Genomic DNA, 14,277 nt, shown 5'->3' with positions numbered 1-14,277 from the left:
TTTACTTGATGAGAAAAACATTTTTCGTAATAGCCGCCCTCCTCCTTTGCAGCATCCCACGGCCTGGATTCGCAGCCGAAGAGGAAATCGGAATAGCCCTTTCAGCCGGAAAGAGGGTAGATAACCTCGACTGGTCGATAGCCGGGGGCGGCGTCAATGTCCTCTCAGAGCTTACCTGGAAGGACGTTGAGAGCTATCAGATCAAGGGCAGGGCCCGCATATACATCGGACGGGTCTATCTGAGAAGCCATGCGGCGTTTGCCTTTATCGTGGAAGGGGAGAACCAGGATTCGGACTACGCCGGAAACGACAGGACGCTTGAATGGTCGCGCTCGAACAACAAGGCCGACAGCGGCAATCTCTGGGACGTTTCAGGCGGGGCGGGCTACGTATTCAGGTTCGCGCCTGCCGGAGGCAGGCTGGACCTCATACCGGTCGTCGGCCTTTCCTATCATAAGCAGAACCTCAGGATCACGGACGGTTTTCAGACGATCCCGGCCCTGGGGCCTTTTCCGGGCCTGGACAGCACCTACTCCGCATCGTGGGCCGGCCCGTGGGCCGGGGTCGACGCCGTTTACTCCCGCGGGAGGCTTACCATAACAGGCTCTGTCGAATATCATGTCGTTGATTTCAACGCGGTCGCAAACTGGAACCTCCGCTCTGATTTCGCCCACCCGAACAGCTTCGAGCAGTGGGCGGACGGCAGGGGCGTGGTTGCCGGTCTCGGCGCGGAATACGCCCTGGACGACAGGTGGACTCTGGCGGGCTCTTTCGACATCCAGGACTTCCGCACCTCCGCAGGGACCGACAGGACATATTTCTCCTCGGGCGGGACTGTCGATACGCGGCTGAACGAGGTAAGCTGGGATTCGTCGGCCTTCTCGATAGGCCTGAACTACAGGTTCTGAGAAATAGCTGCTATAATTATTATGAAAAGCCTGGCCTGCAGGCGCCGCCGGGCCGCCAGCCACCGGGTCCAGGCAAATAGCTCTTGACACGGGAGATGAGTTGTATTATAAATCCCGTCTGTAAAATCCCTTCCTTTCGTCAAAAGCCGGAAACGGAGGACCTGCAGGAAGGAACTGCATCAACCCGCGAGACAGCCCGCGGTCAAAAATTGAATATTTCGATGCTCTTATCGAGAGTGGCAGAGGGACTGGCCCTGTGAAGCCACAGCAACCGGTTCCGCCAAAAGCGGGACGCCAGGTGCTAATTCCAGCAAGGCTTGAAGCCTTGGAAGATAAGAAAGGTAACGGACGGCGCCTCTTCTTATCAACCAGAGAAGAGGTTTTTTTTTGGCCCGTTCAAATCGAACCGCTCGCATGGAGTTTAAAGGAGGGTACCAATGAGCTATATGAAGGCGTTGAAATGCAGGGAGTGCGGGAAGGAGTACCCCAAAGAGGCGCTCCACGTCTGCGAGTTGTGCTTCGGGCCGCTCGAGGTCGTGTACGAATACGACAGGATGAAGGGCGTCCTCACCAGGGAAGCGATAGAGGGGCGCGCCCCGAACATGTGGCGGTATAAGGAACTCCTCCCGATCGAGGGCGAGCCGACGGTCGGCGGCCAGGTCGGGTACACTCCGCTCGTGCGCGCGACGAACCTCGCGAAGGCGCTCGGAGTAAAGGAGCTCTACATAAAGAACGACGCGGTGAACTTCCCCACCCTCTCGTTCAAGGACAGGGTGGTTTCGGTAGCGCTTTCGAGGGCAAGGGAGCTGGGCTTCACGGTGGCCTCCTGCGCCTCTACAGGGAACCTCGCGAATTCGGTCGCCGCAAACGCCGCGGCCTGCGGCATGGAGAGCTTCGTCTTCATCCCCTACGACCTCGAGCAGACCAAGATACTCGGCACGCTCGTATACGGCGCGACCGTCGTCAGCATAAAAGGCACCTACGACGAGGTCAACAGGCTCTGCAGCGAAATTGCCGGCAAATACGGCTGGGCCTTTGTTAACATCAACATAAGGCCATACTACGCCGAGGGCTCGAAGACATTCGGCTACGAGATAGCCGAGCAGCTCGGCTGGAAGACCCCGAGGCACGTTGTGGTGCCGATGGCGGGCGGATCTCTCATAACCAAGATACACAAGGCCTTCAAGGAGTTCCATACCCTGGGCCTCATCCCCGATAACACTGCGAAGATATACGGAGCCCAGGCCGCAGGGTGCTCGCCTATAGTCAACGCCGTAAAGGAGGGGAGCGAGCTAATCCGCCCGGTCCGCCCCAATACCATAGCCAAGTCGCTGGCTATCGGAAACCCAGCCGACGGCTACTACTCGGCCAGGGTCATGAGGGAAACCGGCGGCTGGGGCGAGAACGTGACCGACGAGGAGATAATAGAGGCCATGAAGCTCCTTGCCGAGACAGAGGGCATATTCGCGGAGACCGCCGGTGGCGTGACGCTCGGGGCCGCGAAGAAGCTTATCGAGTCCGGCAGGATCCCGAGGGACGAATCCATAGTCGTCTCTATAACCGGGAACGGGCTTAAGACCCAGGAGGCCCTCTACGGCAAGCTCAAGGAGCCCACGGTCATCAACGCCAAACTTCAGGAGTTTGACGACCTCGTAAAGGCCGGGGGCAGGGAATACGCCGTAAAGGCATAGGATTTTTCGCTTTTATTTCCCGTGTTTTTTCTGCTATCATAGTACCTGTTCGGCCCGGGCGCGCGCCTTGGGCAAAGGCCGGTGTCAATAAAGCCTTTACACCAAATGAAGGGAGATATCCTTTAACAGTCATGACCGACCATTTCATTCAGGATAAGACAACCAAGGTTACCGTTAACCTCGAAGGCGCCGAGCAGAAGATGGACTTTAACGACCTTAAGTCCGGCGGCTTCATAAAGCAGAGACAGAAGGACCTTTTCACGGTGCGCCTGCGCTGCCCGGGCGGCAAGCTCACCACCGAAAAGCTAATAGAGATATCTAAGATAGCCCACAAGTACAGCAAAAAGGGCGTAGTCCACTTCAGCTTCCGCCAGTCCCTTGAGATACTCTATGTTGACTACAAGGAGTTCAACGCGATAGTCGCGGAGCTTGAGAAAATAGGGCAGAAGGTCGCCTCCTGCGGCCCGAGGGTCAGGGTCCCTACGGCCTGCGGCGGGTGCGAATACAACCCGAACGGCCTTACGGACACGCAGAAGATGGCCGAGATGGTCGATCAGACATTCTTCGGCACGCCGACCCCGCACAAGTTCAAGACCTCTTTTTCGGGCTGCCCCATAGACTGCGCCAGGACCAAGGAGATGGACCTGGGCTTCCAGGGCGTGGTCGACCCGAAATGGGAAGAGGAAGCCTGCACCGGCTGCACCATCTGCTCGGAGGCCTGCAAGGAAGGGGCGATAGAGTCCGACCCGGACACCGGAAAGCCCATATTCGACCCGTTGAAGTGCATCTGGTGCGGCGACTGCATCAGGGCGTGCCCCACGGAGGCCTGGAGGCCCAAGAGGTACGGCCACATAGTGAGGATAGGCGGCAAGCACGGAAGGCACCCGATGGAGGCGGTCGAGGTGTGCAGCTTCCTGCCGGATGAGAAGGTCGCCGACGCCATAAGGCTCACCATAGAGTGGTACAACGCCAACGGCAAGAGGGGCGAAAGGATCGGCAACACCCTTAAGAGGGTGGGGCTCGATAATTACCTCAAGTTCATGGAGCCGGTCTTCCGGAATAACGAGACCGTAAAGGCATAGGGACGATTATGAGCGAATCAGGCACGCATGCTACATTAGACCTCCGGGGCGTCATGTGCCCCATAAATTTCGTGAAGACGAAGCTCAAGCTCGAGATGATGAGCCCGGGCGAGGTGCTGGAAGTCATACTCGATTCCGGCGAGCCCATACAGAACGTGCCCAAGTCCATCAAGGAAGAGGGCCACAGGATAATCGAAGTCAAGAAGGAAGGGGACTTCTTCAGGCTCAAGGTCGAGAAGGGCTGACCGGGCGGGTCTTTCCGGAAGCCGCAGCCGTCCTCTCTCTGGACGCTAAAGCGGGAAGCCAATGGCAACCGCTAAAAATTCGAGATTTTTCCCGCAATCAAGGAAGGCCGGGAATAAAAAGCGGAGCATATATGCGAATATGTGAGTATTTTTATTCCAGGCCTGACACAGAGTCCGGGGAAAAGATTAATTTTTAGAGGTTGTCTACAGCAAGGAATTCCGATAGGAGGATTAGAGAATATGGTAATCAAGGTCAGGATACCGACCCCGCTCAGGAAGCTCACCAACGGCTCGGATGAAGTCGGCGCAAGCGGCGCGAACGTCGCAGAGATAATCGAGGACCTGGAAAGGAACTACCCGGGCCTCAAGGAAAGGATCTGCGAGGAGGACGGCAAGCTCAGGAGGTTCGTGAACATCTACCTGAACGACGAGGACATCAGGTTCAAGGAGAACATGGACACCAGGCTCAAGGAAAACGACGAGCTCTCCATAATCCCAGCCATCGCCGGAGGCGCGCTTTGAAAAAGAGGGTCTATCTCACCTATCCCAAGGAGCAGGTAAAGGAGCCCCTGCTTTACCATGTCGGCAGGAAGTTCGAGGTGGTGACGAACATCAGGCAGGCGACGGTGTCCGACAAGATAGGCCTTGTCGCGCTCGAGCTCGAAGGTGAGCCGGAGGAGATAGAAAAGGCGATACAGTATCTGATCGAGATGGGCGTGAAGGTCGAGCCCATAGAGCTCGATATCATCGAATGACCGTTCCGGAATAAGGTCCAGGTATCAGGAGGGCCGCAGGATATAAAACGAGGATTTCCCAGACGATTATAAAGGGCCCCGGCCTTTCCCCTGGACTTGGCCGGCCCGGTCTCATCGGCGAGCCTGAACGGATAAAAAAACCTGAACCCCGCCCCATGAGGACGGGGTTTTTTTGTGCTCCAATATGGTTTTTTTTCAAGGTTTGCCGGCCCAAATATGTTGACAAATATACTAAGGTATTATAAACTTGAGAAGCTTACTAAGGTATTAACCGCGGTCAGTACCGGTCCATTTGAGCGGAATTTCACCCCGTTTGGGGAGGTATAGGCAATGAGAGGACAACGGCTTCTGGAAGCGCTGCCGGAAAAGGCTTTCTCCATGGCAAAAAACTCGGTTCTTGACCTGGTCGGCAACACCCCCCTTGTAAAAATCAACAATATCGCCAGGGACCTTCCTACCGAGGTGGAGGTATACGCGAAACTCGAGGGCTACAACCCCGGCGGCTCGGTAAAGGACAGGGCCGCCCTTAACATGATTGAGGACGCAGAGGCGAGCGGCAGGCTTACGAAAGACAAGGTCATCCTCGACTCTACCTCGGGGAATACCGGCATAGCCTATGCCTGGATAGGGGCCGTGAAGGGCTACAAGGTCGAGCTGGTCGTGCCTGCCAACGTGAGCGAGGAGAGAAAGAAGATACTCCACGCCTTCGGGGCCAAGGTCATCTTCTCCAACCCGCTCGAAGGCTCTGACGGCGCGATAAGGCTCGCCTGGAAGCTCTATGTGGACGACCCCGAGAAGTACTGCAAGCTCGACCAGTACAATAACCCCTCGAACCCGCTCGCGCATTTCAACGGAACGGGTGTCGAGATATACGAGCAGACCGGCGGCCGAGTAACCCATTTCGTCGCCTCCATCGGCACGGGCGGGACTGTCATGGGGACAGGCAGAAGGCTCAAGGAGTACAGCAAGGACATAAGGGTCATAGCCGTAGAGCCGTCTACCCCGTTCCACGGCCTTGAAGGCCTGAAGCACATGGCCTCCTCGATAGTGCCGGGCATATACCACGAGGAAGAGCTCGACGAGAAGATCCCGGCCCCGACGGAAGAGTCTTACGATATGGCAAAGAGGCTCGCGAGGGAAGAGGGCTTGCTCGTCGGCCAGTCATCGGGCGCGGCGTTATGGGGAGCGATGGAGGTCGCCAGGAAGCTTAAGAAAGGCGTTGTGGTCGCCATCTTCCCGGACGGCGGGGACAAGTACCTTTCCACTCGGCTATGGGAAGCCTGAATGTAGTAGGTCTAAAATCGCTTGATTTTAAAGTGGTTAGAGTAAATACTTAAAGGAGAAACTTAAGTGCTTTCGTTCCTCGGCATAGGGAAGAGCGTAATCCATATATCCAGGTCCGCCTACGACGAGATAATAAACCACGCCAAGGAATCCTACCCGCACGAGTGCTGCGGTGTGCTGGTTGGGACCACTTACACGGCCCGGAGGATATTCGAGGCGCAGAGGGCGTCTAACGTCAATACCGAGCGCGCCCATGACAGGTATATCATAGACCCCAAGGAGCTGAACCTCATAGACAAGATAGCAAGGACCCAGGGCATGGACGTGATGGGTTTCTACCATTCCCACCCGGACCACCCTGACAAGCCCTCGCCGACCGACAGGGAGTGGGGTCAGCCGGGCTATTCGTATTTCATCATATCCGTCAAGGGCGGCAAGGACGTATCGGTAAGGAGCTGGATGATCGAGGACGAGAAAGGGCCATTCAAGGAAGAGAGCATCAAGATAAACGAGAAAGGCTAGCGGCCGGGGCCGGACGAGGGTTCGATTCCCGCCGCCGCGTCAGTCGTTTCTGGCCTTTTTCCTGACGAGCCCTGAATGAACCGTCCTTTCTGAAAGAAATAATCGAGCCGCCCGCTTAAAAAGGCGCTTCTGCCCCGCGAGGGGTTTTTTTGCATTAGGCCATTACGGACATTGCAGAGGAGGAGTTTCCGGAAGATGGATTTCAACGAGGAACAGATAGAAAGATACTCAAGGCACATCATACTCCCGGAGGTCGGAGGCAGGGGGCAGGCGAAGCTACTTAAGAGCCGGGTCTTTGTCCTCGGCGCAGGCGGCCTGGGCTCCCCGGCCCTCCTTTACCTCGCTGCCGCCGGCGTGGGTACCATCGGCATGGCCGACGGGGACTGCGTGGACCTGAGCAACCTGCAGCGCCAGGTCATACATAATACCGAGCGCATAGGAAAGCCCAAGGTCCATTCGGCGAAGGAGACCATAGGGAAGCTGAACCCGGACGTCAATGTCCTGCCGTTTCACGGCCGCCTTACGGAGGATAATATCCGGGAGATAATCAGGGAATACGACGTCGTCCTTGACGGGAGCGACAACTTCCCGACAAGGTTCCTCATGAACGACGCCTGCTTCTTCGAGGAGAAGCCGCTCGTATCGGGCTCGATGTTCAGGTTCGACGGCCAGGTCTCGGTCTTCCACCCCGCAAAGGGCTTCCCGTGCTACAGGTGCCTCTACCCCGAGCCGCCGCCAAAAGGGCTGGTTCCGAGCTGCCAGGAAGCGGGGGTGCTGGGGGCGCTCGCCGGCGTAATAGGGGTCCTTCAGGCCGTAGAGGCCATCAAGCTCCTCCTCGGCATAGGCGACCCCCTTGAGGGGCACCTCATGGTATTCGACGCCCTCAAGATGACCTTCAGGAAGGTAAAGGTCAGGAAGGACCCTGAGTGCGCGCTCTGCGGGGAGCGGCCGACAATAACGACGCTAAAGGCCTACCAGGAAGAGGCCTGCGAGCTCAGGCCGGTTACCTGCGAGAAGTAGCGGCTTTTGTCCCGAGATCGGATTGTGAATGGGAAAGTACATAGATAAGCCGGCTTCCCTGAAGATCGACCTCATGCTCCGGGGGATAAGGATAGAAGACCCCGTGGTCCAGGCGTGGGCGTGCGGCTCCTCGGGCATTGACATACTCCTCCCGAGGGACACGCTGGTGAACATACCGTGCAGGGAGGTCTTCACCAGGAACTCGCCTTACACCATAAGGCGGTCGGGGGAGGATTACTTCATAACCGACGGCAAGGGCGAGGTCCCCGTGAAGCTCGTGCCGAAGCCGGCCTTCTGCGGCGGGAGCACCTCCACCGGAGTTCCCTTCCGGGACATAGCAGCCTCGCACGGGAGCTACACGGTAGTTACGCCTTCAAAGCGGTGCGACTTCTTCAACCGGAGCATCGAGTGCAGGTACTGCGCCGGGAACTTCAACGTGGCAGGCGGGCCCGACCGGGTATACACGGTCGACGAGGTAATAGAGACGGTCGGCGCGGTCTTGAAGGAGAAGGCCTCCGGCATAATATACCTTTCAATAGGCTTCAGCCCCGGCGACGACGGAGGGATAGAGTTCCTCAAGCCATACATAACCGCCGTAAAGAAGAACTTCAACTGCCTCGTGGCGGTGGAGGCCCTTCCGCCCAGGGAGAACCGCTGGATAGACGAGACATACGCCATCGGGGCCGACTCGGTCCTTTATAACCTCGAGATATTCGACAAGGAGCTCTTCGAGATAATATGCCCCGGCAGGGCGGCCCTCATAGGGAGGAAACGGTACATGGAGGCCCTCGGGTACGCGGCGAAGATATTCCCGAACGGGACCGTGGCCTCGCACCTCATCGTGGGGCTTGAGCCGCCCGGGTCGACCTGCATGGGCATAGACTGCCTGACCGACATGGGCGTTGTGCCAGTGCTCCCTATATACAGGCCCTCGTCCGAGAAGGACCTCCGGATAGAGCCGCTTACGACCGAGATAATACTCCCGGTCTACAAGCACCTGTATAAGGCAATCAAGAAGAAGAAAGTCAACCTCAACTGGGTGAGGGACTTGAGCATGGTCACGACCCCGGCGGAGATAAAGGACCTTGTCGACGACTCGAAAGGCGGCCTTATGGACAGCTTCTACAAATCCAGGCTCGGCATGAAGACCGCCTGGGGGCTTTCGTCCCTCAGAAGGAAGCTCAGGGTGGTGGACAAGGACCCCGAGCACGAGCATTGATGGCAAACGATCTTTTCCCCGGACTCCGCGTCAGGCCGGGAAAAGAGCGTAAACTCTGATTTTAAGCAGTTTGCCGGAGTCTTTTTTTTGGGAGTTTCCCGTTGAGCGTCAAAATAGACACGAGGCCCATATGGGTGCTCCTGGGGCTTAAGGCCCTGAGGCCGCTCTTTTTCGTCACGCTCGCCGCGTCCTTCCTCTACATACTCGGGATGACCACCCCGGAGGGGCTTACGCCCGAGGGGCAGAAGGCAATAGCCGTCTTCGCAGTGTGCCTCGTCCTATGGGTCACCAACGTGATACCGCTCGCGATAACGAGCATATTGGCAATCGTGCTCGTCCCGTTCCTGGGCGTCCTCTCGACCAGGGAGACCTATGCGCTTTTCGGGAACGAGGCGGTCTTCTTCATCCTGGGCGCGTTCATACTGGCCGGCGCGGTCATGGGCTCCGGGCTCTCTACAAGGATAGCCCTGTATATGCTGAGCCGGTTCGGGAGTTCGCCCAAAAAACTCGTCCTGGCGATATTCCTCCTTTCCGCCGCGCTCTCGTTTTTCATGTCCGAGCACGCGGTAGCGGCCATGCTGTTCCCTATCGTGCTTGAGATATCAAAGAGCCTCGGGATAAGGCCGGGGAGGTCCAATTACGGGAAGCTCCTTTTCCTCGCCCTTGCGTGGGGCTGCGTCATAGGCGGTATCGCGACCTTCCTTGGCGGTGCCAGGGTGCCGCTCGCAGTCGGGATACTTAACGAGATGACGGGCCAGACCATAGGCTTCCTCGACTACGCGGTAGCGGTGTTCCCTTTGGTCGTCATCCTTCTCATCCTCGGGTTCATCATCCTGATGAGGTCCTTCCCCATGGACATACAGGGGGTTGAGGGGGCTGCCGAGGCGCTCGGGAAGAAGCTCAAGGCCCTGGGTAAGGTAAGGTACACGGAATACGCCGTTGGCGTAGTCATGCTGGCAACCGTCCTCGCATGGATGTTCCTGGGGAGGAGGCTCGGGCTCTCGTCAATCGCCCTGACCTCGGTGGTCTTCCTTTTCGTCCTGAAGCTCGTACGTTGGAAAGATATAGAAGAATACGTCAACTGGGGTATAATACTCATGTACGGCGGGGCCATAATCCTAGGCTCGTCGCTCCACAAGAGCGGGGCGGCGGAATGGATGGTTAACGGAATGGTCGGGAGCTGGGCCACGAGCCCGTGGAGCGTCATACTGGTGTTTTCGCTCTTGGCCCTTTTCCTCACGGAAGGCATGAGCAACGCCGCCGTGATAGCGGTGCTCCTGCCGGCGAGCATAGCCATAGCGGACAAGCTCGCGCTCGACCCGGCGCTCGTGACCTTCGCCATCGCCGTGCCGGCGGGGCTCGCATTCATGTTTCCGATGTCCACCCCGGCCAACGCCCTGGCCGCGTCCTCGAACTACATATCCATGCGGGACATGATGAGGGCTGGCGTCATCGTGAACGTGCTGGCGTGGGTCCTCTTCAACCTCGTCGCGGCCTTCTGGTGGCCGCTCATAGGCATGGGGTATTGAGATGAAAAAGGTGCTTCTCGTGCTCCCGTCGTATATATCCTCCGACGAGGCGCTGGATTTGGCGGTCAGGAGGGCCAGGGAGGATAAGGCCGCTCTCGTGGCGCTCTACCTCATAGCGGCCGGGGCCGCTGACGACGTGTTCGACGCCTTCTCGGATATCGGCTTCATCGGCGACAGGCCTTCATCGCAGGTCTCCGAGGCCATGATGAAGGAGTACAGGCAGAGGGGTTACGAGGAGCTAGGGAAGGTTCAGATAAGGGCTATGGAGGAGGGGGTGGCATTCGAGCCGCTCATGGAGGCCGGGGAGCCGGTCGAAAAGGTGCTCTCCGCGATAGAGGGGATGGGCATAACAACGGCAGTGCTCGTGAAGAGGAAGGAGAGGGCGATTCTCAGGTACTTCCAGCGGAGCTACGCGGACGAAGTGGCCGAGAAAGCGCCGTGCGAGGTCATCGTCTTTACGGGCGGCCAGGGACCTATAAAGGAGGACAAGAAAGATGTCAAAGAAGTGGACAGAGGAAGAGCTTAGGAAAGTCAGCGAAAGTCTCGAAGGCAAGGCGCCTGAAGAGGCGATCAGGTGGGCGGTCGAGAACTTCTCGACGAGCGACCTTTCGCTCGCCTGCAGCTTCGGGGCCGAGGACGTGGCCCTCGTCGACATGCTAGTAAAGATCAAGCCGGACGCGAGGGTGTTCTATCTCGACACCGACCTGCTCTTCAAGGAATCCCTCGGCGTAAGGGACAGGCTCATCGAGAAGTACGGCATAAAGCCCGAAAGGTACGGCGCGAAGTCCACGCTTGAGGAAATGGCCGCCGAGCACGGGCCCGAGCTCTGGAAGAGCCAGCCGGACAAGTGCTGCGACATAAGGAAGATGATACCACTGGCAGAAGCCCTTTCAGGCTTGAAGTGCTGGATAACCGGCATAAGAAGGGACCAGGCCCCCACGAGGGCGAACGCGCCGGTCGTGTCCTGGGACGCCAAGTTCGGGCTCGTGAAGGTCAACCCGCTCGTAAGGTGGAAATCCGAGGACGTCTGGAATTACATAAAGGCCAACGGCGTTCCCTATAACGTGCTCCACGACCAGAACTACCCTTCCATAGGATGCGAGCCCTGCACCAAGCCGGTCGCGCCGGGCGAAGACCCGAGGGCCGGAAGGTGGGCCGGGTTCCAGAAGACCGAGTGCGGTTTGCACAAATAAAAATCGCTCTTTTTCCTGATCTCTGCGTCAGGGCGAAAATAATAATGCTCACATATTGCCATATATGCTCCGCTTATTATTTCCGCCCTTCCTTGACCTCAGAAAAAATAGTCGATTTTTGAAGACAGCCTGTACTCAAAGAAATCGCGCCAAACCATACTCCCAAGGAGGTAGCAGGAAGTGGAAGGACTCATAAAGCCGCACGGCGGCGTCCTGGTGAACAGGGCGCTTGAAGGCAAGGAAAGGGAGGAGCTCGCCCGGAAGGCCGGCGGGCTCAGGAAGCTCACCCTGAACGACAGGGAGATCTCGGACATCGAGATGATCGCCATAGGCGCGTTCAGCCCGCTCGATGGCTTCATGTGCAGGGACGACTACCATTCCGTCATGGACACCATGCATCTTAAGAACGGGCTTCCCTGGACCATGCCGATAACCCTCTCCGCCACCGGGGATGAGGCGGCTTCATTAAAGCCCGGCATGGAAGTGGCCCTCGCAGCCGGGGACGGCGACATACTCGCCACCCTCGTCATCGAGGAGATATTCCCGCACGACAAGGAAAAGGAAGCCATCCAGGTCTACGGGACCGCGGAGGACAAGCACCCCGGCGTAAAAAAGGTCTACGAGATGGGGGACATGCTCCTTGGCGGCAAGGTATCTCTCGTAAAGAGGCCCGTGCACACGCAGTTCATGGAAGAGAGGCTCGACCCCAGGGACACGAGGGCCCTCTTCAAGGAGAAGGGCTGGAAGAGGGTCGTTGGCTTCCAGACGCGGAACCCCATCCACAGGGCGCACGAGTACATACAGAAGTGCGCGCTCGAAATAGTCGACGGCATCCTCATACACCCGCTCGTGGGCGAGACCAAGGGCGACGACATACCCGCGGCTGTCCGAATGAAGTGCTACAAGGCGCTCATAGAGAACTATTACCCGAAGGACAGGGTCGCGCTGGTCGTGAACCCGGCGGCAATGCGCTATGCCGGGCCCAAGGAGGCCGTTTTCCACGCCCTCATAAGGAAGAACTACGGGTGCACGCATTTCATAATCGGCAGGGACCACGCAGGGGTCGGCAGCTACTACGGCACCTTCGACGCGCACTACATCTTCGAGAACTTCGACCCGCAGGCCATAGGCATAACCCCGCTTTTCTTCGACCACACCTTCTACTGCAAGAGGTGCGTCGGCATGGCGTCGTACAAGACCTGCTCTCACGACGCATCCGAGCACGTCATACTTTCAGGGACAAAGGTAAGGGAGATGCTTCGCAGCGGCACCTACCCGCCGCCCGAATTCAGCAGGCCGGAGGTGGCGAAGATACTTATAGAGGCGATGCAGGGCCAATCTTAAGGGTCACCTCTAAAAATCGATCTTTCCCCGGACTCTGGGTAGTTACGGGAATAAAAACGCTCACACATTGTCACATGTATGCTCCGCTTTTTATTCCCGGCCTTCCTTGATTACGGGAAATTTTACATTTTAGAGGCGACCAGGGCCGCCCTTCAAGGCGGCCAGCTTTCAGCGGTTACGGCTGCCAAGACGAATTTGTGAGAGGGGCAAGGTATGCGCGAGGCAAGGAATGAGTTCCTGGCCGCCGCCGAGGGGCTTGAAAAAAGACTCACCGCGTTAAGCGACGACTTCTACAGGAACCCGGAGCTTGGGCTCAAGGAGGTAAGGACCTCTTCGATGATGCAGGCGCTCCTTAAGGAGCACGGCTTCCATGTGGAGTCAGGCATGGCCGGTATGGAGACGGCCTTCAGGGCGTCGGTAGGCTCGGGCGGGCCCGTCATCGCGCTTCTCGCCGAGATGGACGCGCTTCCGGGCATCGGCCACGCGTGCGGCCACAACCTCGGCGGCACGGCCTCTGTCGGCGCTGGCGCGGCCCTCGCAAAGGCTATTGCCGGGAAGCTTTCGCCGGGCAAGGGCACGCTCCTTGTCTTGGGCACCCCTGCGGAGGAGCTGGGCAAAGGGAAGATAGAGATGATAAAGGCCGGCGTCTTCGACGGAGTTGACGCGGCCATGATGGTACACGGCTCGTCGGGCCGGAGGGTGGTCAAGCACTTCCTCGGTCTCGTCCGCCTCAACTTCACCTTCCACGGCAAATCCAGCCACGCCTCGGCCTACCCGGAGGAGGGCGTTAACGCCCTTGACGCGGTGATACTCCTTTTCACTTCAATAGGGCTTCTCCGCCAGCAGATGAGGGGAGACGTCCGGGTGCACGGCATTATAACCGACGGCGGCAAGGCCCCGAACATAATCCCGGAGAGGGCATCCGCGAGCTTCTACGTAAGGGCGAAGGACTTGAAAGAGCTCGCCTCCGTAAAGGAAAGGGTCATCGAGTGCGCAAGGGGCGCGGCCAAATCGACCGGCTGCACGCTCGATGCCACGGAAGGCGGGGACCTCAACGCGCCCATGAAGATAAACATGGCCTTTGCCGGCGTGTACAGGCGCGCCTTGGAGCAGCTGGGCCTCAAGGAAGACGGAGAGGCCCCTGAAAAGAACGTCGGCTCATCCGACATCGGGAACGTATCGCAGATCATACCCACCATCCATCCCCACGTGCCCATAAGGAAGGGCATAAATATCCACACCCACGACTTTGCCGACGCCACAATAACGCCCGACGGACACAGGGCGCTCATGGAAGGCGTGAAGGCATTGGGCCTAACCGCGATAGAGCTATTCTTCAACCCCGAGGCGCTCGAAGCCATAATGAAGGATTTCAGGGAAACGGAATAGGAAGCGCAAGTCAGGCCCAAGTAGTTTTATGCGCCTTACCGCAAAAGCCCTTTTTTGCTCTCCCGTTTGATATTAGAGTAGGTACTGAAATGCCTT

General features: G+C 58.0%; 15 protein-coding genes and 1 riboswitch. All 15 genes read left to right on the top strand.

Features of this window, described 5'->3' with window-relative positions:
- The first annotated feature begins 8 nt into the window (after positions 1-8).
- The 15 genes from QY316_07445 (at position 9) to QY316_07375 (ending at position 14,181) form a co-directional block, all read left to right on the top strand.
- Positions 9-908 (top strand): outer membrane beta-barrel protein, encoded by a 900-nt coding sequence (locus tag QY316_07445; protein WKZ31755.1) that lies wholly within the window; start codon positions 9-11, stop codon positions 906-908.
- A 224-nt stretch (positions 909-1,132) separates the two neighbouring features.
- Positions 1,133-1,247, top strand: a riboswitch (SAM riboswitch).
- A gap of 98 nt (positions 1,248-1,345) precedes the next feature.
- Positions 1,346-2,599, top strand: coding sequence for a threonine synthase (gene thrC, locus QY316_07440; GenBank protein WKZ31754.1), 1,254 nt, complete (start codon positions 1,346-1,348; stop codon positions 2,597-2,599).
- A gap of 131 nt (positions 2,600-2,730) precedes the next feature.
- On the top strand, positions 2,731-3,681 hold the full coding sequence (locus tag QY316_07435) for a 4Fe-4S binding protein (GenBank protein ID WKZ31753.1): 951 nt from the start codon (positions 2,731-2,733) through the stop codon (positions 3,679-3,681).
- Positions 3,682-3,689: 8 nt separating this feature from the next.
- Complete coding sequence (locus tag QY316_07430; GenBank protein WKZ31752.1) at positions 3,690-3,926, top strand: sulfurtransferase TusA family protein; 237 nt, start codon at positions 3,690-3,692, stop codon at positions 3,924-3,926.
- 240 nt (positions 3,927-4,166) lie between these two features.
- Positions 4,167-4,448: a MoaD/ThiS family protein gene (locus tag QY316_07425; protein ID WKZ31751.1), complete on the top strand. Its 282-nt coding sequence runs from the start codon at positions 4,167-4,169 to the stop codon at positions 4,446-4,448.
- Positions 4,445-4,681, top strand: a complete 237-nt coding sequence (locus QY316_07420) for an NIL domain-containing protein (GenBank protein ID WKZ31750.1) — start codon at positions 4,445-4,447, stop codon at positions 4,679-4,681. Before QY316_07425 ends, QY316_07420 begins: the two co-directional genes overlap by 4 nt.
- A 378-nt stretch (positions 4,682-5,059) precedes the next feature.
- Positions 5,060-5,965, top strand: a complete 906-nt coding sequence (cysM, locus tag QY316_07415; protein ID WKZ31749.1) for a cysteine synthase B — start codon at positions 5,060-5,062, stop codon at positions 5,963-5,965.
- 66 nt (positions 5,966-6,031) lie between these two features.
- Positions 6,032-6,487 (top strand): M67 family metallopeptidase, encoded by a 456-nt coding sequence (locus QY316_07410; protein ID WKZ31748.1) that lies wholly within the window; start codon positions 6,032-6,034, stop codon positions 6,485-6,487.
- Between the two features lie 195 nt (positions 6,488-6,682).
- Complete coding sequence (gene moeB, locus QY316_07405; protein WKZ31747.1) at positions 6,683-7,507, top strand: molybdopterin-synthase adenylyltransferase MoeB; 825 nt, start codon at positions 6,683-6,685, stop codon at positions 7,505-7,507.
- Between the two features lie 28 nt (positions 7,508-7,535).
- A complete protein-coding gene (locus tag QY316_07400) occupies positions 7,536-8,726 on the top strand; it encodes a radical SAM protein (protein WKZ31746.1) in 1,191 nt (396 codons plus the stop codon).
- 101 nt (positions 8,727-8,827) lie between these two features.
- Entirely contained in the window at positions 8,828-10,255 is a 1,428-nt protein-coding gene (locus QY316_07395) for a DASS family sodium-coupled anion symporter (protein ID WKZ31745.1), read from the top strand.
- 1 nt (position 10,256) lies between these two features.
- A complete protein-coding gene (locus tag QY316_07390) occupies positions 10,257-10,781 on the top strand; it encodes a universal stress protein (protein WKZ31744.1) in 525 nt (174 codons plus the stop codon).
- On the top strand, positions 10,750-11,448 hold the full coding sequence (locus QY316_07385; GenBank protein WKZ31743.1) for a phosphoadenylyl-sulfate reductase: 699 nt from the start codon (positions 10,750-10,752) through the stop codon (positions 11,446-11,448). Before QY316_07390 ends, QY316_07385 begins: the two co-directional genes overlap by 32 nt.
- Positions 11,449-11,628: 180 nt before the next feature.
- Positions 11,629-12,792 (top strand): sulfate adenylyltransferase, encoded by a 1,164-nt coding sequence (gene sat, locus QY316_07380; GenBank protein WKZ31742.1) that lies wholly within the window; start codon positions 11,629-11,631, stop codon positions 12,790-12,792.
- A gap of 213 nt (positions 12,793-13,005) precedes the next feature.
- Positions 13,006-14,181 carry a M20 family metallopeptidase gene (locus QY316_07375; GenBank protein ID WKZ31741.1) on the top strand — a complete coding sequence of 392 codons (1,176 nt, stop codon included), beginning with the start codon at positions 13,006-13,008 and terminating at the stop codon, positions 14,179-14,181.
- Positions 14,182-14,277 lie beyond the last annotated feature (96 nt).

The sequence above is a fragment of the Thermodesulfobacteriota bacterium genome (genome assembly GCA_030583865.1).
In the GTDB taxonomy this organism is placed as follows: Bacteria; Desulfobacterota; GWC2-55-46; order GWC2-55-46; family GWC2-55-46; genus UBA5799.
The sequence above is the reverse complement of the archived record's forward strand: the minus strand, read 5'-3'. Positions and strand labels throughout refer to the sequence as shown.